This is a genomic window from Paraburkholderia sp. J10-1, assembly GCF_905220165.1.
Taxonomy (GTDB): Bacteria; Pseudomonadota; Gammaproteobacteria; order Burkholderiales; family Burkholderiaceae; genus Paraburkholderia.
Window position 1 is genome coordinate 46,300 of sequence record NZ_CAJMYW010000022.1, and the last position, 19,360, is coordinate 65,659.

The window sequence follows — 19,360 nt, forward strand, 5'->3', positions numbered from 1 at the left end:
GTAGGAACTTTCCTTCTCGATTCGCTAACAATTCCCCCGTGCGTGATTCCGGGACAGTGGGCGTAACCCCAGTCATTTTCGATTACGAAGTGGAGACTGTAACTATGAATGTCAAAGTATTCAGAACAAAGGAAGTACAGGATCTTTTGAAGGCCGCAGTCAATATCGACGATTTGAGCGGAAATCCCCGGCTCAAGGAGATTCTTAATCGTTTGCTGGGCGATCTCTTCAAAGCCATTGATGATCTCGATATCACGCCTGATGAGGTCTGGGTCGGAGTCAACTATCTGAACAAGCTCGGCCAGGATGGAGAAGCGGCTCTTCTTGCCGCCGGCTTGGGTCTGGAGAAGTATCTCGACATCCGCATGGACGCCGAGGACAGGGAGATAGGTATCGATGGCTGCACGCCGCGGACCATTGAGGGACCGCTCTATGTGGCTGGCGCGCCCTTGCGCGATGGCGTATCGAAGATTGACATCAATACTGACACAGACGCGGGCCCGCTTGTCATCCACGGTACTGTCACGGGACCAAGCGGTGAGCCAGTTGCAGGGGCAGTCGTCGAATGTTGGCACGCCAATTCGAAGGGTTTCTACTCGCATTTCGACCCGACGGGTGCCCAGAGCGAGTTCAACCTGCGCGGCGCAGTTAGAACCGGTGCCGACGGCAAGTACGAATTCCGCACGCTTATGCCGGTGGGTTACGGCTGCCCGCCGCACGGCGCTACGCAGCAGTTGTTGAACGAGCTTGCCCGCCATGGAAATCGTCCGGCGCACGTGCACTTTTTCGTCACGAGTGCGCATCACCGCAAGCTGACGACGCAATTCAACATCGAAGGTGATCCACTAATCTGGGACGACTTCGCGTACGCCACCCGTGAGGAGCTAATTCCGCAGGTGATCGAGAAGACTGGAGGTGCGGCGTTGGGCCTGAAGGACGAAACGTACAAGGACATCGAGTTCAACTTTGTTCTAACGCCGCTGGTGCAGGGAAAGGATAACCAGCTCGTCCATCGCCTTCGGGCTTCCGCCGCGGCGTAACAGCCCGATCTGGCGGCGGTGGGTAAGCACCTCCGCCTGGCGAGAGCCCATAAGAATCATTCGACGCCAATGCGCGAACTCCGTGCAGGATCTTGAACGCGCTTAGGAGAGGAAACATGTCAAACATTTTCGGCAAAGCCAAAGAACTGGATCAGCTACTTGTCACTGCAGTCCAGGATGACAAGGAGGCAGGCATATTCCGTTGCCGGCGCGATATCTTCACCAACGCCGATCTGTTCGATCTGGAGATGAAGCACATCTTCGAGGGTAACTGGGTGTACCTAGCTCACGAGAGCCAGGTTTCCAGCAACAACGACTACTACACCACGTGGATTGGTCGTCAACCGGTGGTCGTCACGCGCGATAAGACCGGAGAATTGCACGCGGTCATCAATGCCTGTGCGCACAAGGGGGCGATGCTCTGCCGGCGCAAGCACGGCAACAAGGGCAGCTTTACGTGCCCTTTCCACGGCTGGACCTTTTCCAATGCCGGAAAGCTGCTGAAGGTGAAGGATGAGAAAACGACCGAATATCCCGTGCAATTCAATACGGACGGCTCTCATGACCTGAAAAAAGTCGCGCGCTTCCAGAACTACCGTGGGTTCCTCTTTGGCAGTCTCAATGCGGACGTTCTTCCGCTGGAGGACTACCTCGGCGAAGCGAAAGTCATCATCGACCAGATCGTTGATCAGTCGCCGAACGGGCTTGAGGTGGTGCGCGGTAATTCTTCGTACGTATACGAAGGCAATTGGAAGATGCAGATGGAGAACGGTTGCGATGGCTATCACGTGAGCACTGTTCACTGGAATTATGCCGCGACGATGGGACGGCGAAAGGAAGAGGGCACGCAGGCTGTGGATGCCAACAGCTGGAGCAAGTCGGTGGCGGGCGTGTATGGCTTCGACTACGGCCACATCCTGCTGTGGACCAACACGATGAATCCAGAAGTGCGTCCGGTCTATCGACAGCGCGACGAAATCAAGGCGCGTGTCGGCGAAGTGAAGGCGGATTTCATTGTCAAGCAGACGAGAAATCTGTGCCTGTACCCGAACGTGTTCCTGATGGACCAGTTCAGCACGCAGATCCGCGTGGTGCGCCCGATCAGCGTGGACAAGACGGAAGTCTCGATCTTCTGTTTCGCGCCCAAGGGTGAGAGCCAGGCTGACCGCGCTACGCGAATTCGTCAGTACGAGGACTTCTTCAACGTGTCCGGCATGGGTACCGCAGACGATCTGGAAGAGTTTCGCGCCTGCCAGAATGGGTACGCCGGCACCACAGCGCTTTGGAACGACCTGTCGCGAGGCGCGCCGTTGTGGGTCGATGGCCCGGACGAAAACGCAAAGAAGATGGGACTTAAGCCGCTGATTTCGGGCGAGCGTAGCGAAGATGAAGGCCTGTTCGTGTGCCAACACGAATATTGGGTGCGCGTGATGCGCGACGCGCTCAAGAAGGAACAGGAAGGAGCACAGGCATGAGTTTCGACTACCAGAAAATCTGCGCCGTGCTGTACCGCGAAGCGCGCCTGCTCGACGATAGGCAGTGGGAAGCGTGGCTCGACTGCTATGCCGAAGACGTCACGTACTGGATGCCCGCGTGGGACGACGACGACCAGCTCACCGACGACCACCAGTCGCAGATCTCGCTGATGTATTACCCGAATCGCGGCGGCCTCGAAGACCGCGTGTTCCGCATCAAGACCGAACGCAGCGGGGCCTCGATGCCGGAGCCGCGCACGAACCACAACGTCACGAACGTGGAAGTGCTGGCGGGTCGAGGCGACGAAGTGGATGTGCGCTACAACTTCCACACGCTCAGTCATCGCTACAAAACCACGGATAGCTTCTTCGGCACGATGCTCGTCACCTTGCGCAAGAGCGGCAACGACTTCCTCATTGCCTCTAAAAAGATCGTGCTGAAGAACGACTACATCCGTCAGGTGCTCGACGTTTATCACGTTTGAAGGCTCGCCTAATTGTCGTTTGACAGCGAGACCCGGTTTCAACATGGAAAAGAAGGGGACACCATGTCCAGCTACAAGATTGCACTGAATTTCGAGGACGGTGTTACCCGTTTCATCGATTGTAAAGCGGGCGAGAAGGTCCTCGATGCGGCCTTCCGCGCGAGGATCAACCTGCCGATGGATTGCTCCGACGGCGTGTGCGGCACCTGCAAGTGCCGTGCAGAAAGTGGCAGCTACGACCTCGGCGAAGACTATATCGAGGACGCGTTGACCGAGGACGAAAAGGACAGAGGCCTCGTGCTCACCTGCCAGATGGTGCCGGAAAGCGATTGCGTGATTGCGGTACCGGCGTCTTCCATCGTATGCAAAACGGGGCAGAGCAAGTTTGCCGCTACGGTGACAAAAGTCGAACAGCACAACGACGCCGCGATTGTGCTCGAACTCGATGTGGATACAGCCGAGCCCGCGTTCCTGCCGGGCCAGTACGTCAACATCAACGTGCCGGGCAGTGGCCAACACCGTTCGTATTCGTTCTCCTCTGCGCCGGGCGAATCGAAGATCAGCTTCCTGATCAAGAAGATTCCTGGCGGCGTGATGAGCACGTGGCTCGAAGCCGCACAACCGGGCACGAAGCTCGATTTGACGGGGCCGCTCGGCAGCTTCTATTTGCGCGACGTACAGCGGCCGCTGCTGTTTCTCGCAGGCGGCACGGGTCTGGCGCCGTTCCTCTCGATGCTGGAAGTGCTCGCGCGCACCAACGCGCAGCAGAAGGTGCACCTCATTTACGGCGTGACGCGTGACCTCGATCTTGTGCTGGTCGAAGCCATCGACGCCTACGCAGCGAAGCTGCCGAACTTCAGCTTCGCTACCGTCATCGCCGACGTGGATTCGAATCATCCGCGCAAGGGCTGGGTCACGCAGCACATTCCCGCCGACGCCTTGAACGATGGCGACGTCGATGTGTACCTGTGCGGCCCGCCGCCGATGGTGGACGCCGTACGCAGGTATTTTGATGACGAAGGTGTGAAGCCCAACAGCTTCCACTACGAGAAGTTTACCCCGAACGTCGTTCCGAAGGCGGCATGAACATGCAACGATTCGCAGGCAAGGTCGTCGTCGTCACCGGTGCGGCGCAGGGAATTGGGCTCGGCGTCGCGCTACGTGCGGCGGTCGAAGGCGGCAAGGTCGTGTTCGTCGATCGCGCGGATTTCGTGGCTGAAGTCGCGGCCGAGGCGAAGGGCGCTGAAACGGCGGGATTCGTCGCCGACCTCGAAACGTATGACGGCGCGAAAGCGGCCATGGATTTCGCCGCGCAACGATTTGGCGGAATCGACATTCTCATCAACGGTGTGGGCGGCGCTATCCGCATGCGTCCGTATGCGGAATTCGAGCCGGCACAGATCGATGCGGAAATCCGCCGCTCGCTCATGCCCACGCTGTACACGTGTCACGCCGTGTTGCCGCATCTGCTCGAGCGCGGGCGCGGCACCATCGTCAACGTTTCTTCGAACGCCACGTGCGGCATTCGCCGGTTGCCGTATTCGGCAGCGAAGGGCGGCGTGAATGCGATCACGCAATCGCTGGCTATGGAATACGCGGAGGACAATATCCGCGTGGTCGCCACGGCGCCCGGTGGCACCGTGGCACCGTCGCGCCGCATCCCGCGCAATGCCGCTGGTGACAGCGAGCAGGAAAAGGTCTGGATGAGCGAGGCGGTAGCGCAGGTTACCGAATCGACCTTCTTCAAGCGCTACGGCACCCTCGACGAACAGGTCGCGCCGATCCTGTTTCTCGCTTCGGACGAAGCGAGCTACATCACGGGCTCCGTATTGCCGGTTGCCGGCGGCGATCAGGGCTGACTCGCAAATGCCAGGCGCGGGTTGGTTAGAGATCGCTCGCTAATCCGAGTCCCGTTGCCTGGATTCGCGCGAGTCAAGAAGCCCAGGTTTTCCCTCAGACGTTCGTAATCAAGCTGCACAGGACGTTATTTCCATTGTGAACCGCGTCCACGGCCTTCAGACGGCACTCCCCTGATGCTGTTCATTCTTTCGTCCGCAACGGAAATATGACGGCCAACTGCTTGTTTACAAAATGTTTACGTCTGTCAGTTAATCCGCGGAAATCCTGCTTTCCCGTGCGCAACGCAAGATTAAGTTGACCAAAAATGGTCAAAATTTGCGTTGTCGCTGGGGTAAAGTTTCACTACTTTCCTCCATACAGACTTGCGCGAAGCGCGGCAAGGGCCACGGCCGGCTCCCCGCGCGGGATCGTGGTCGATAACGTCGGAGACACCGTCCATGCAATCCTGCTTCTCACGAGACGACTCGTCCCGTGTTCGCCCGGAACCCGGGCTCCGTCCCTGAACGATCCATTTGCATAATCGCGGTTGCGCGAGCGACCGTGCATGGTGAGCGGTGCAAAAGCAGGATCGATGCGTTCCATCGTCGAATGCGCCGGATCAGGAACAGCGAACTGGTGGTTGCGAATCTTTGCCATTGCGGCAAGGATCCGCATTGCAAGAAAGCGCTGTCGAGAAAGAATACGGAGACAAAGATGCGAAACGCTTACGAAGCGCCCATTCCCGGCGACTTTGACCAATCCGATACGAGCGAAGCTACGCGCATTGCCCGCTTCGTCCGGCTCGTCACCATCGTCGCCACGTTTGGCGGCCTGCTGTTTGGATACGACACAGGCGTCATCAACGGCGCACTCGGCTACATGAAGCGTGATTTCGGGCTCACTCCTGTAACTGAGGGGATGGTCACGAGCTTCCTGCTGCTTGGCGCCGCAATGGGCGCTGTGATTGGCGGCCACCTTGCCGATCGATATGGTCGCCGCACGAGCATCATGACGCTGGCGGTCACTTTTCTCGTTGGTACGCTCGCCTGCACATTCGCGCCCACCGTGACGGCCATGGTGATCGCGCGCTTCGTGCTGGGTCTTGCGGTTGGCGGCGCATCGGTGGCGGTTCCGACCTATCTGGCCGAGATGGCGCCCGCGGACAGACGCGGCCAGATCGTGACGCAGAACGAATTGATGATCGTCTCCGGGCAGATGCTCGCGTTCATTCTCAACGCCGTGATCGGCAACCAGTGGGGCGCGACGCACGGCATCTGGCGCTGGATGCTGGTGATCGCGACGTTGCCGGCGGTCGCGTTGTGGATCGGTATGCTGGTGATGCCCGAAAGCCCGCGCTGGCTCGCGTCCAAGGGGCGCATTGGCGATGCGCTCCGCGTGCTCAAGCGTGTTCGGGAACAGCAAAAGGTCGCGGCTGAACTCGCCGAGATCCGCCATGCGGGCGCGCAACATCGCCAGACGGGCCGCCGTGTGATTGCCGAATTGTCGACGCCCTGGATACGTCGTGTGTTCTTCATCGGTCTGGGCGTTGCCGTGGTGATGCAGGCAACCGGCGTCAACTCGATCATGTACTACGGCACGCAGATCCTCACGAGTTCCGGTTTCGGCCGGGAAACCGCGCTGATCGCCAATATCGCCAACGGTGTGATCTCCGTGCTGGCGACGTGCGTGGGTATCTACGCGCTGGGCAAGATCGGGCGGCGGCCAATGTTTATCCTCGGTCTTTCAGGGACCACGCTGTCCCTGTTAATGATCGGCCTGTTCTCGGATTGGTTGCCCGTTTCCCACTTGCGCGCGGGCTTGATCCTCTCGGCGATGGTGTGCTTCCTGAGTTTCATGCAGGCGCTGATCGCTCCGGTCAGCTGGGTGCTGCTGTCCGAACTGTTCCCGCTGAGGATTCGAGGGTTTGCGGCAGGTGTCGCGGGCTGCACACTCTGGCTCGTCAACTTCGTCATTGGCCTGTGCTTTCCATCTCTCGTGGCGCATGTCGGAATTTCCAGTACCTTCTTCCTGTTCGCCGCGTTGGGGCTCGTCTCGATCACCTTCATCACGCGTTGTTTGCCGGAAACGAGGGGCCGGAGCCTCGAAGCCATCGAGGCCTGGTTCCAGGCCGGACACGACCGGTCGTCGCGGGCGGCTAGATGAGCGACTCCGCAACAGGGCAACGCGCTGGGACGGGCGCGCGTCGCAAACGCGACGCGCGCTTTGTCGAGATCGCGCTGGAAGCGGGTGTCAGTGAGTCGACGGTCAACCGCGTGCTCAACGAGCGCGGCAGCGTGTCCGAATCCGCGCGCGAGCGGGTGATTGCAGCGGCACGTCGACTGGGCGTGCGGCGCGTGTTGCCTGATGTGCGGCATGGGCTCATCCACATCGACGTGTTGCTGTCGCACGGCGATACGCCTTTCTTCCGGCGTCTGCTCGCAGCGTGGCAACGTTCGGCGCAAATCATCGACAAGCGCATCGTCCTGCACCGGACGATTCTCCCGGAGTCGGACGCCGCGGTGGTCGAGGCCATCGCGCGCTCGCGCTACAAGCGCGCAGGGCTCGTCCTGACTGCCCGGGACACCGTGCCTGTGCGCGAGGCGCTTGCGGCCGCCATTGAGCGAGGCGAATCAGTCGTGACGCTGATGACGGATATCACCGGCGTGCCGCGCGTGCATTACGCGGGCATCGACAACGTGCGCGCGGGCCGCACGGCCGGCTATTTCATCGGGCGACTGGCGCGGGCTCCGGGCCGCGTGCTGAAGCTGTGCGGCGGGTTGAGCTTCGGCGCGCACCGCGACCGCATGGCCGGTTTCCGCGAGGGTATGGCTGCCGCGCACGCGGACCTCGTCTATCAGGGCGCGGAAATCGAAACGCAGGACAACGCCGACGCCTGTTACCGCGCCGTGTCTCGCGCACTGAAGCAAGGCGATCTGGCGGGCATCTATAACAGCGGCTATGGTTCGCCCGGAATCGCTGCGGCCCTCAGGGAGTTCGGTGCAGCGGGCAAAGTCGTATGGATCGGTCACGAGATGCTCGACGAGCATCGGACCTTCATCGAAGAGGGGACGATGGATCTCGTGATCGATCAGAACCCCGACGCGCAGGTCATATCGGCACTGCAACACCTGCTGCATGCGTGTGGTGTGCTCGCCGATTCTCCTCCGGTTGGCCCGGTCGAATTCGGTGTGTTTTGCCTCGCGAATGTGCGCGAGGCGCCTTATCTTCCAGCGACGCTCTGAACGCGGACGGCGGGACGGCATGCACCGTCCACGCCGCCGCGTTCAGACGCACCTATTTCGCCAGCATCCATTCGTGCGCGGGATCGTTCCTGAAGTGCCAGACGCGCTTCGGCCCCGCCATCACGTTGAGGTAATAGCTGTTGTAGCCGTGTGGCGCGACGACCGGGTGGTATCCGCGCGGCACCATCACGACGTCGTGATTCTCGACCGCATACGCCACGTCGATGTCGCGCGAGTCGGTGTACACGCGCTGGAACGCGAACCCTTGCGGCGGATCGATGCGGTGGTAATAGGTTTCCTCGAGAAAGCTCTCTTCGGGAATGGCATCGACGTCGTGCTTGTGCGGCGGATAGCTGGACGAATGCCCGGCAGGTGTCACGACTTCGACGACCAGCAGCGACTCCGCCGGTTCGCTTTGAGGAAGAATGTCGCATACGTAGCGCGTATTCGTGCCCGCGCCGCGAACCGATCGCGCGATGGTCGCCGGCTCGATCAGGCGCGCTTCGAAGCGGCCGGTCGCCGGCGCGGTGCAAAGCGCAATCTCGACGTCATCGTGCGATTCGATCGACACGCTTTGGCGCGGCGGAACGTACACCGCATACGGAGACTGAGCCTCGAACACGCTGCGCCGCCCGCCGATCTCGCGCCAGCAATGTTGGGGCGTCGACACCGTGACGACGCCGGTCAGCACGACGACACACAATTCCACGGCGCCCGTATTGAACACGATACTTTCGCCCCTGCCCAAGCGCTTCGCGGTAAATCCCACGTGGCGCCAGCCCGCGCTTTCGGGTGTCACTGTCACGATGCCACGACCCGTTTGCTGCCCCTTGACGATCAGGTTGCTCATGCGGCCTCCTTCTGCGTGCGAGACTGTCTCCAGAGGCGGATCAGCGCCTCGAAGTTCGCGCGCACCTGAGCGACCAGGGTCTGGTCGTCGATTTCACCCGCGAGCCATGCGCGGCTCGGCTCGTAGAAAATCGTTCGGCCGACGGTGAATCCGCGGCAGGTTCGGCTCGCGCTGGCTTCGACGAAGCCGTCTGCGAGTCTTTCGATGGGGGCGTTCAAGCCGAGCAGCACCACGCCCCTGCAATACGGATCACGCTTTTCGATCAGCGCGTCGATGTCGCGCCACTCGGTCGCGCGCGGCGACTCGAGTTTCCACCAGTCCGGCTGGATGCCGAGGTCGTACAGTCTCTCCAGCGCGCGAACGATCAACGACGGTGGATTCGGTCTGTTTTTCGGCGGAATGACTTCGAGCAGCAGTTCATGACCGCTCGCCTGCACGGCGTCGTAAAGCGAGCGCAGTTGCTGCTCCTGTTCGATCCGGTGCTCGGCTTCGTCGTCGGGGTGATATTGCACGAGGCACTTCACGATGTGCTCGCGCGGCCACAAGGCGAGCGCGGTGCCAATCGAGCGGCCATGCTCGAACTGCAGCGGATTGGAGCCCGGAAGTTCGACCGGCCGGCCGATCCACCAGCCGCGGCCCGTCGCGGCGTTGAGCGCATCTTGGCCATAGCGATCGTCGATCAGCACGGCGATCTTGCCTTGCACGCCGATCTGCGCCTCGGTTTCCGCCACGGCCGCCACGAACAGTTGCTTGAGCGTCGAAATGCGCGCTTCGTCCACGCCTGCCTGCTGCGCGAGTGCGAAGAGCTGCTCACGATGATCGAACGCGAAGCCGAGCACTTCGTCCCATTTACGTCGCGCCGGGGTCACGCGATGAAGATGCGTGAGCGTGGCATCGCGATCGGGCCGCTTCATTTGCGCGGCGTTGGCGAGGAAGTAATCGAGCTCGGCCGGCGTGGGCATGGCGGGTGCGCACGCATGCCGCGAAACGACCAGCGCGCCGCAGGCATTGGCGAAGGCGCAGCAGGTCGTCTCGTCGGCGCCCGTGAGCCAGCCTTTGAGGAAACCCGAGATGAACGCGTCGCCGGCGCCAAGCACGTTGAGCACTTCGACCTGAACGCCGCGATAGTTGCGCGCGTCGTCGAGCGCAGCCGGAATCGGTCCGTCGATGATCGCGCATCCGAGCGGCCCGCGCTTGACCACGAGCGTGGCGGCCGTCAAGGCGCGCACCGCACGCAGGGCGTCGAGCAGATCGTCGCAACCGCCTGCAATGCGGAATTCTTCTTCCGTGCCGACGATGAGGTCGAACATCGGCACAATGCCGCGCAGATGCTCGCTCACGCTGCCGTTGGCGATGAAGCGGGTTTCGCCATCGGCCTTGCCGGTAAGTCCCCACAGGACAGGACGATAGTCGATATCGAGCACGGTGCGCACGTCATTGCGACGCGCATATTCCAGCGCCTTCATGCTCGCGCGATGCACCTGCGGCGTAGAGAAGTGCGTGCCGGTGATGAGCAGCGCGCGGCTCGAGGCGATGAACGACTCGTCGAAGTCGGCTTCATCCAGCGCCATGTCGGCACAGTTCTCGCGGTAGAACACAAGCGGGAACGTTTCGCGATCCTTAAGACCAAGTAGCACGAGAGCGGTCAGGCGTTGCGGGTCGGTGACGACATGGCTCACGTCGCAGCCCTCGCGCGTGAGCGCGTTCACGAGGAATCGCCCCATGTGGTCGTTGCCGACACGCGAGAGCATGGCCGACTTCAGACCGAGCCGTGCGCAGCCGAAGGCGATGTTGGCCGAGGAACCGCCAAGATAGCGGGCGAAGCTTGAGACGTCTTCGAGCGGGGCACCGATCTGTTGCGCGTAGAGATCGACTGCGAGCCGGCCGAGGCAGATCACGTCGAATTTTCGGTCGGGCGCGAGCGTTGGATTTTGCGCGGCGTTTTGCACCGGGTTTTGCACGATGGGTGCTCCTGTTGCGTTGTGTAGTGTCAGGCGAAAAGCATGGACTGGCGGGTCACTTCAGGCCGAGGCCGCGCTGGACGGCGTCGAGCATCATCCGGGACGACTCGTCCGCGCGTTCCTCCCAGGCGAAGACCGCGACGGTCGCGATGCCGTCGAATCCGATGTCGCGCACGGAGCGGAAGAACGTGTCCCAGGGAATCTCGCCCTGCCCGATGTCGAGATGCTGATGCACCGTCGCGGTGACGCCTGGAGGATTCACGATGTAGCGCAGATTCGACGATGCACGGTGGTTGTGCGTGTCGGCGATGATCAGGTGAGTGAGCTTCGGCTTCGCGTAGTCGAGCATGGCCGCGATGTCGCCTTTGCCGTCATCGTAGAAGTACGTGTGCGGGACGGCGTAGAGGTAGTTGAGCCACGGTTTGTCGAGGCCGCGGATGATGTCTACGGACTCGTTGTTGCGCTCGCAGAAGTCGTAAGGGTGCGCCTGAATGTCGAGCTTGATGCCCTCACGCTCGAACACCGGCAGCAGTTCCTCCATCGAGCGCATGAACTGCTGTTCACACACCAGCGCATTGTCGGACTGGCCGCTGAATTCCGTATTCATGAGGTCGCATTCCATGTCCACGGCAACCTGAATCGCGCGCTTCCAGTTGCGCACCGCGGCTTCGCGCATCGCTTCGTCGGGGTGCGACCAGTGGTAGAGCGGCAGCAGCGAGGAGAGCTTGACGCCGTTCTCGCGCAATGCGTGCTTGAACTCGCGCACGCGTGCTTTGTCCACGCGCGGATACTTGTAGAACGGCAGGAAATCTTCCCGCGGCGAGAGTTCGATGTATTCGTAGCCGAGTTCGGCCACTTTCTCGACCATCTGCGGAATCGGCAGATGGCGGTACATGTAGGGATCGAGGGCGATGCGCATGTCGGTTCCTGATTGAGGGTCTGTAGAAAAGGGAGATCAATACCGCCGGGCGCGGTTGAGCGCCAGCTTCATGAGCCGGGATGCTTCGTCGACGGCTGCGCTCGTGGAAACTTCCGGCACGCCCACGTGCCACCACGATCCGTACTTGTGCACCATGGTTTTCGGCAGCACCTTGATGTCGATGAGTGTCGAGACGCTCTGCGTGCGCGCGTCGTCGAGCGCTGCGACAAGTTCATCCATCGACTTGACTGTGTACGTTTTGCAGCCGTAAGCGGCCGCGTTGGCTGCGAAGTCGATGGGCACGAAGCCGCCCGTGAGTGCGCCTGCCTCACTGTCACGAAAGCGGAACTCAGTCCCGAAACTTCCCATGCCGTGCTCCATCTGCAGGTTGTTGATGCAGCCGAACGTCATGTTGTCGAACAGCAGGACATTGATCTTGCGGCGCTCCTGAATGGAGGTGACGAGCTCGGAGTGGAGCATCATGTAAGAGCCGTCGCCGACGAATGCGAAAACCTCCTTGTGCGGCTGCGCGAGCTTCACGCCCAGTGCGGCGTTGACTTCGTAACCCATGCACGAATAGCCGTATTCGACGTGATAGCTGTCTTCTCCCTTCGGTCGCCAGATGCGTTGCAGGTCGCCCGGCAGGCTGCCGGCGGCGGCGACAACCACGTCGCGATCGGTCAGCTTCTCGTTCAGCAGCCCCAGCACCTGGGTCTGCGTGAGTGACGAGCCGGTCAATCGGACGAACTCGTCGAGCACGCCGCGATCGAGGTGGTCATCGATTTCCGGTACGAATTGTTCGGGCGTATAGCGCACCTGATGGACACGCTCTTCCTCGGCGCGCATACGCGCAATCGCATTTGCGATATCGCTTCGGTGGCCGGAAGAGAATGCGATGCCTTCGAATGCTTCCGAAAGCGCATTGATACCTGGTTCGGCATCCGAAACAATCGATACTGCATCGAGCTTGCCGGCGTCGAACGCACTGGTGTTCAGATTGACGAACTGAACCTCGGGAGACTGGAACAGCCACTTCGAGGCGGTCGTGAAGTCTGTATAGCGCGTGCCAACGCCGATGACGAGATCGGCCTCACGTGCGATTTCGTTTGCGGCAAGCGAGCCCGTTTCGCCGATTCCGCCCAGATTGAGCGGGTGATCCCACGCCATCGAGCCCTTGCCGGCCTGGGTGTGCGCAACCGGAATGCCGAATCGCTCGGCGAACCGAACCAGTGCCTTTTGGGCATTGGCGTAGCGCACGCCGCCTCCGCAAACGAGCAGCGGCCGACTCTTGCGAGCAGCGACGGCGGCGGCGCGCGCCACGGCGGCGGCCGCTGGTGGCCGGCGCTCGATGTAGTGCACGCGCTTCGCGAAGAAGTAGTCGGGGTAGTCGAACGCTTCGGCCTGAACGTCCTGCGGAAGGGCGAGCGTCACGGCGCCTGTTTCCGCAGGATCGGTCAGCACGCGCATGGCGTTGATGCATGCGCTCATGAGTTGCTCGGGGCGCACGATGCGATCCCAGTACTTGCTGACCGGGCGGAACACGTCATTGGTGCTGATGGAGAGATCGTGCGACTGCTCGATCTGCTGGAGCACAGGGTCGGGTTGGCGTCCGGCGTGGACGTCGCCAGGTAGCAGCAGCAGGGGGATGCGGTTCGCGGTCGCGGTGGCCGCAGCCGTCACCATGTTCGCCGCGCCGGGGCCGACCGACGACGTACAGGCGTAGATCTGGCGGCGTCTGCTTTGCCTCGCGAAGCCGATGGCCGCGTGAGCCATGCCCTGCTCATTTCTTCCCTGATGCACGACGAGGTCGCCCGCGTCCTGCTCGAGCGCCTGGCCGATGCCGAGGACATTGCCGTGTCCGAAGATGGTGAACACGCCCTTGACGAATTTCGTCTGCTCGCCATCGAACTCGACGTACTGGTTATCGAGAAATCGAACGAGCGCCTGTGCCGTCGTTAGCCTGATGTGACCCATGTGTGATCCGTGCGGTGATGAAAGTGTGTTTGCGGTACTCATGCGATGAGTCGCGCAGCCGGACAGGCTGCCGTTGCATCGCGATGCCGGGTGGGGCAGAAGGCAATACGCACGAGAGGCGGAGGTCTTCGCAGCCCTGGAGGGGAAGAAGGGAAGGTCATTGGCTGTCTCCAACATTTTTCTCTGCCGCGAAGACGCTGACCCGCGGCGGGTGTGTCGTTCGAGCTTTCGATGACAAAGTTAGGCGAGCGTCGTGCAGGCGACAACCGAAACATTGACCATTTCTGGTCAGGCCTCGCAGCCCGGAATCACCGGGGAAAACACCGATCGATGCCGCGCAACCCCGCCGTCATGGATGAACCTGGAAATGCTGCAGGGTGTGACCAGATCTGGTCATTTTTCTTGTTGCGGCGGCAGGGCGCCTCTCTAAACTTCGGCTCACAGACACAAACGACACATCGGCCCCGTTGTTCACCTGACACGGAAAAGGCCTGGCAGCCGGAGACGCATACATGCCATTCCCTAGGCTTCTCCCTATGCCGTTGGACAACGTTGACGTGTCGTCAACTTTTGCGTGACTGGCGGCAGGGCGTTCTCACTCCTGGCGAGCGAATGCACACGATCCAGTCAGACGGGATTTTCAAAAACTTAGGATTTCGATATATGAAGAACAAGCTTCGTGTCGCGGTAGTGGGTGCGGGTCTCATGGGCGCGGACCATGTTGAGCGCATCGCGAACCGGATTGTCGGTGCTGAGGTCGTCGCGGTTGTCGATGTCGATGTGGAGCGCGCACAGCAAGCCGCGAGCAAGGCGCCGGGCGCTACAGCGGAAGCGGATATTGCGCCGGTTCTGGCGGAAGAGCGCGTTGACGCCGTAGTGATTGCGACGCCGGGTTTCCTGCATGAAAAGATTTTGCTTCAGGTTCTCGACCACGGGTTGCCGGTCCTATGCGAGAAGCCGCTTACGCCCGACGCGGAATCGGCATGGCGAATCGTCGAAGCGGAGCGCAAGCTCGGTCGCAAGCTCATTCAGGTGGGCTTCATGCGGCGGTTCGACGCCGAGTACCGGCAACTGCGCGAGATTCTCACGTCGAAGGAACTGGGCGATCCGTTGCTGCTGCACTTCTCGCATCGCAACGGCACAACGCCTGCGAATTTCACGAGCCACATGCTGGTGAACGATTCGGTGGTGCACGAGTTTGACGGCATCCGCTTCATCACGGGAGAGGAGATCGCCTCGGTGCAGGTGCGGCTCGGTCGTCCGACGCGGCACGCCCATCCTGGCCAGCATGATCCCCAACAGGTGCTGATCGAAACGACAAGCGGGGTGCTTGCCGACGTCGAGATCTTCGTCAACGCGCAGTTCGGCTATCAGGTCGCCGCGCAGGCTGTGTTCGAAGACGGCATCGTCAACATCGGAAGCGATGGCGGCCCGTACGTGCGCAGCGCCGGTCGTTGGGGTGGTGCGGTGACGCCAAGCTTCGTCGAACGTTTCCGTCCCGCATTCGATCTCGAACTGCAGACGTGGGTCGACGCAGCACGCCGAGGAACGATCGACGGGCCTTCCGCATGGGATGGCTACGCGACGGCGGCATGCTGCGAAGCAGGCGTTGCCGCGCAGCAGAGTGGAGAAAAGGTACGCGTATCGCTCAAGGAAAAACCGGCGCTTTACCGCGACGCCTGAGCGCTTGCTGCCCAATTACATTCAATAGATTTAAAGCACGGAGAAAACGATGAAGCTTTCGTTCTGCACGGACAGCCTGGGCTATCTGCCCTTTGAACAAATGCTCGACAAGCTGTGTGAGATGGAGGTGTTCGGTGTGGAAATGACGGCCGGCGGCTGGTCGTCGGCCCCACACCTGCGAGCCGACGAGTTGCTCGCCGACGCTGGCAAGCGGCGTGCGTTGCACGCGGCGCTGGAAAGCCGCGGCATGGAAATCGCAGCGCTCAATGTGTCGGGCAATCCGCTGGATCCGGGCGAACTGGGCAAGAAGCACAAGGCAGACATGGAGAAGACGATCCGTCTTGCCGGCGAACTTGGCGTCAAGAAGATCGTGGCGATGAGCGGTCTGCCGCCCGCGAGTCCGGAGGATAGCGTGCCGAACTGGATTACCTACACCACCAGTTGGCCCGCGACGCTCAAGGGGTGTCTCGACTACCAGTGGAACGATGTCGCGATTCCTTACTGGCGCAAGCTTGTCAGCCAGGCCACTGAAGCCGGCGTCGAGAAGTTCGCGCTGGAGAACTTCAGTGCGATGCTGGTCTGGAATCCCGAAACGCTTTTCCGCCTGCGAGAAGGCGTGGGCCCGATGGTTGGCCTGAATCTCGATCCCAGCCATCTGATCTGGATGGGTGCCGATCCGATCGCCGCTGCGCGCGCACTGGGCGACGCCATTCATCACGTGCACGGCAAGGACGCGCGCCTCGAGCGCGGGCTAGTCGACGTGAATGGCCTGCTTGAGACGAAGCCGGTCGAGGAAGTGGGGCGCCGCGCATGGAACTACGTCGCGGTTGGCTGCGGCAAGGATCTTCAGTGGTGGAAGGAATTCTTCTCGGTGGTCCGCATGACGGGATACAACGACTGGGTCTCGCTGGAGATGGAAGACCTCACGATGTCGGTTGAAGCAGGCATCACAACTTCCATCGACGCGCTCAAACAGACGATCAGCAGGTAGCAGCGCGTGAGTTCCCGAGTGCCAGCGATCGCCTACCCAAGGGACGTACTGGCACTCAGGAGGAAATCAGAATAATTCATAGATGGAGACAGCACATGTTCCGCATTCAGGAAATCACTCAAATCGCCAGGATTTCGTACTGTCCCCTCGCGTTTTCGGACTGACAAACGAGCGGCGGGCGATATCCGCCCGCAAATCCGTACGCCATCCGTACATCTTCGCGCTTGACGTCGCAACGCCACGCACGGCTGACCCGCGTAAGGGGGCGATGTCGCGCGCATGTGAGGAGCAGGACCATGGCTTCAGAGCAGGAAAACTACGTGCTGGAAATGCGGGAGGTCACGAAGGCATTTCCGGGCGTGCTCGCGCTCGACAAGGTGACACTCAAGGTACGTGCAGGCACAACGCATGTGCTGGTCGGTGAGAACGGCGCGGGAAAGTCTACGCTGATGAAGATCCTGAGCGGCGAGCACCGCGTCGATTCCGGCGAAATCTATTTCAAGGGCGCGCCGTTTGCGCCGCGCGGCCCGAAGGCCGCACTCGAGATCGGCGTGGCGATGATCCATCAGGAATTGAGTCCCGTACTCGATATGACCATCGCCGAGAACATCTTCCTTGGGCGCGAGCCCACCGCGCCGGGGTTTGGCCCGTTCGCGCGCCCCTTCGTAGATTTCGGCCGCATGTTGCGCGAAACACGCGGGCTGCTCGATCGCCTCGGGCTCAAATACGATCCGCGGCAAAAGATGCGCGAGTTGAGCGTGGCGGGCATGCAACTCATCGAAATCAGCAAGGCGATCTCGCGCGGTGCTTCGCTCATCATCATGGACGAACCGACCTCCGCGATCAGCGACACCGAAGTAGACATGCTGTTCGCGCAGATCCGCGATTTGAAGGCGCGTGGTGTGGCGATCATCTACATCAGCCACAAGATGGATGAGATCTTCCAGATCGCCGACGACATCACGATCATTCGTGATGGCCGGTACGTGGATTCCGGTCCCGCGAGCGCCTACGACGAATCGAAGCTGATCTCGCAGATGGTCGGCCGCACCATCTCGAACATCTTCCCGAAGCTGGAAGCGCCCATCGGCGAAACGGTGCTCGAAGTGCGCAACGCAACGCGGCGCGGCGTGTTCCGCAATATCAGCTTTAGCGTGCGCAGCGGCGAAATCGTGGGCCTCGCGGGGCTCATTGGCGCAGGGCGCACCGAGGTCGCGCGGGCGATCTTCGGGCTCGATCCACTGGACGAAGGGCAGATCGTACTCAAGGGCAACGCGTTGAAGCTGAAAGGCAGCGCGAGCGCAATCAAGCATGGTATTGCGATGGTTTCCGAGGACCGCAAGGCCGAAGGACTGGTGTTGTGCCGATCGGTTCAGGAAAACATCTCTCTCGCGAATCTCGGCAAGTTCGTGAAGCGCGGTTTGATCGACGCCGCGCGCGAGCGCACCGCGGCAAGCGAGATGCGCGAAATGCTGAAAATCAAGACAGCCGACCTGCACACGACGACCGGCAATCTGAGTGGCGGCAATCAGCAGAAGATCGTCATCGCCAAATGGCTACTAGGTGACCTGAATGTGCTCATTCTCGACGAACCGACGCGAGGCATCGATGTCGGGTCGAAGTCGGAGATTCACCGACTCATGTCGCAATTCGCCCAGCGGGGACTCGCAATCATCATGATTTCGTCGGAATTGCCCGAGATTCTGGGCATGAGCGATCGCGTGATCGTCATGCACGAGGGCGCGGTCATGGGTGAGCTGGATCGCAGCGAGGCGTCGCAGGAACGGATCATGAAATTGGCTACTGGAGGTCAATGATGTTGAACAGCATGAATGGAAAAGCCATGTCGCCGCGTGAAAGCGCGATATCGAGAATCAAGGGCGCAAGTCTCGCGGCGATCTACAGGAAGTACGGAACGGTACTGATCTTTATTGGCATCGTCGTTCTCGCGTCCTTCGTGAGCGATGCGTTTCTGACCGTATCGAATCTGACGAACGTTTTGCGGCAGGTGGTGGTCGTGAGCCTCCTGGCCAGCGGGGTCACGTTCATCATCATTCTCGGTCAGATCGACGTTTCGCTTGGCGCGGTGGTCGCGTTGACGGGCACCATCGCCGCAAGCGTGATGTCCGCAACCGGAAGCATTGCGCTCGCCGTGGCGGCAGGCATTGCGATGGGTATCGTCGTTGGCTTCGTCAATGGCTTCGTCGTCACGCAATTTGGCATTCCGTCGTTCATCACGACGCTCGCGATGACCACCGTCGCACGGGGAGGCGTCCTGCTTTACACGGGCGGGGTGCCGGTGAGCGATCTCGGGAACTTCGGTGTGATCGGCCAGGGTTCCGTGGGCCCCATCCCGATCTCGGTGCTGATTCTCATTGCCGTCCTGCTGGTCTCGTGGGTCCTGTTGAACCGCACAAAATTCGGCCGCTATGTCTACGCCACGGGTGGCAATAGCAAGGCCGCGCTCGCTTCAGGCATCAACACGCGAAAGGTCACGATGACCGCGTTCATCTACAGCGGCATTCTCACGGCCGTTGCCGGCATCGTGCTGATGTCGCGCATCAATTCGGGGCAGCCCGCAGGCGGTGTCGGTTACGAGTTCGATGCGATCACCGCGGTCGTGGTGGGCGGCACGAGCCTGATGGGTGGCACGGGAACGATCATGGGCTCGATGATTGGCTCGCTGATCATCGGCGTCATCAACAACATTCTCAATCTTCTGAACGTGAGTTCCTACTGGCAGCAGATTGCCAAGGGGTTGATCATCGCCGTCGCCGTCATTCTCGACGTGAAGACGAAGAACAGCGGCTCGAAAAGAAAGCCGCAAGCAACCTGAGAGACGGTTCGAAGTTTCGCATTCCAGCAGTCACAACGTAGTGAGAAACCAGTCAGACACCAGGA

15 protein-coding genes are annotated in these 19,360 nt (G+C 60.9%); 11 read left to right on the top strand and 4 right to left on the bottom strand.

Features of this window, described 5'->3' with window-relative positions; all coding sequences use genetic code 11:
* The first annotated feature begins 104 nt into the window (after positions 1-104).
* The 7 genes from catA (at position 105) to U5A65_RS36230 (ending at position 8,081) form a co-directional block, all read left to right on the top strand.
* Positions 105-1,040: a catechol 1,2-dioxygenase gene (gene catA, locus U5A65_RS36200; protein ID WP_321915953.1), complete on the top strand. Its 936-nt coding sequence runs from the start codon at positions 105-107 to the stop codon at positions 1,038-1,040.
* A 116-nt stretch (positions 1,041-1,156) separates the two neighbouring features.
* Positions 1,157-2,515, top strand: coding sequence for a Rieske 2Fe-2S domain-containing protein (locus U5A65_RS36205; protein WP_321915954.1), 1,359 nt, complete (start codon positions 1,157-1,159; stop codon positions 2,513-2,515).
* Positions 2,512-3,000: a benzoate 1,2-dioxygenase small subunit gene (gene benB, locus U5A65_RS36210; RefSeq protein ID WP_321938043.1), complete on the top strand. Its 489-nt coding sequence runs from the start codon at positions 2,512-2,514 to the stop codon at positions 2,998-3,000. The genes U5A65_RS36205 and benB overlap by 4 nt, the downstream gene beginning before the upstream one ends.
* A gap of 63 nt (positions 3,001-3,063) precedes the next feature.
* Positions 3,064-4,086, top strand: coding sequence for a benzoate 1,2-dioxygenase electron transfer component BenC (gene benC, locus U5A65_RS36215; RefSeq protein WP_321938044.1), 1,023 nt, complete (start codon positions 3,064-3,066; stop codon positions 4,084-4,086).
* On the top strand, positions 4,083-4,859 hold the full coding sequence (gene benD / locus U5A65_RS36220; protein ID WP_321938045.1) for a benzoate diol dehydrogenase BenD: 777 nt from the start codon (positions 4,083-4,085) through the stop codon (positions 4,857-4,859). Before benC ends, benD begins: the two co-directional genes overlap by 4 nt.
* Before the next feature lie 694 nt (positions 4,860-5,553).
* Complete coding sequence (locus U5A65_RS36225; RefSeq protein ID WP_321949245.1) at positions 5,554-7,002, top strand: sugar porter family MFS transporter; 1,449 nt, start codon at positions 5,554-5,556, stop codon at positions 7,000-7,002.
* Positions 6,999-8,081, top strand: a complete 1,083-nt coding sequence (locus U5A65_RS36230) for a LacI family DNA-binding transcriptional regulator (protein WP_321915959.1) — start codon at positions 6,999-7,001, stop codon at positions 8,079-8,081. Before U5A65_RS36225 ends, U5A65_RS36230 begins: the two co-directional genes overlap by 4 nt.
* Before the next feature lie 52 nt (positions 8,082-8,133).
* On the opposite strand, the gene iolB is transcribed toward U5A65_RS36230, so the two are convergent.
* From iolB to iolD, 4 genes are read right to left on the bottom strand one after another with little or no spacing between them, the layout of a single operon-like run.
* Positions 8,134-8,931: a 5-deoxy-glucuronate isomerase gene (gene iolB, locus U5A65_RS36235; protein WP_321915960.1), complete on the bottom strand. Its 798-nt coding sequence runs from the start codon at positions 8,929-8,931 to the stop codon at positions 8,134-8,136.
* Positions 8,928-10,892, bottom strand: coding sequence for a bifunctional 5-dehydro-2-deoxygluconokinase/5-dehydro-2-deoxyphosphogluconate aldolase (locus U5A65_RS36240; protein WP_321938049.1), 1,965 nt, complete (start codon positions 10,890-10,892; stop codon positions 8,928-8,930). Before U5A65_RS36240 ends, iolB begins: the two co-directional genes overlap by 4 nt.
* 55 nt (positions 10,893-10,947) lie before the next feature.
* A complete protein-coding gene (locus U5A65_RS36245) occupies positions 10,948-11,811 on the bottom strand; it encodes a sugar phosphate isomerase/epimerase (protein WP_321949246.1) in 864 nt (287 codons plus the stop codon).
* 36 nt (positions 11,812-11,847) lie between these two features.
* Positions 11,848-13,785, bottom strand: a complete 1,938-nt coding sequence (gene iolD, locus U5A65_RS36250) for a 3D-(3,5/4)-trihydroxycyclohexane-1,2-dione acylhydrolase (decyclizing) (RefSeq protein ID WP_321949247.1) — start codon at positions 13,783-13,785, stop codon at positions 11,848-11,850.
* A gap of 231 nt (positions 13,786-14,016) precedes the next feature.
* On the opposite strand from iolD, the gene U5A65_RS36255 reads away from it, so the two are divergent.
* The 4 genes from U5A65_RS36255 to U5A65_RS36270 all read left to right on the top strand — a co-directional run bounded on the left by U5A65_RS36255 (position 14,017) and on the right by U5A65_RS36270 (position 19,295).
* A complete protein-coding gene (locus U5A65_RS36255) occupies positions 14,017-15,468 on the top strand; it encodes a Gfo/Idh/MocA family oxidoreductase (RefSeq protein WP_321949248.1) in 1,452 nt (483 codons plus the stop codon).
* Between the two features lie 49 nt (positions 15,469-15,517).
* Positions 15,518-16,459: a sugar phosphate isomerase/epimerase gene (locus tag U5A65_RS36260; RefSeq protein WP_321915965.1), complete on the top strand. Its 942-nt coding sequence runs from the start codon at positions 15,518-15,520 to the stop codon at positions 16,457-16,459.
* Positions 16,460-16,755: 296 nt separating this feature from the next.
* The gene (locus tag U5A65_RS36265; protein WP_321938056.1) at positions 16,756-18,276 is read left to right on the top strand and encodes a sugar ABC transporter ATP-binding protein; all 1,521 of its coding nucleotides are present in this window, start codon (positions 16,756-16,758) and stop codon (positions 18,274-18,276) included.
* Between the two features lie 26 nt (positions 18,277-18,302).
* Complete coding sequence (locus U5A65_RS36270) at positions 18,303-19,295, top strand: ABC transporter permease (protein WP_321915967.1); 993 nt, start codon at positions 18,303-18,305, stop codon at positions 19,293-19,295.
* The last annotated feature ends 65 nt before the right edge of the window (positions 19,296-19,360 follow it).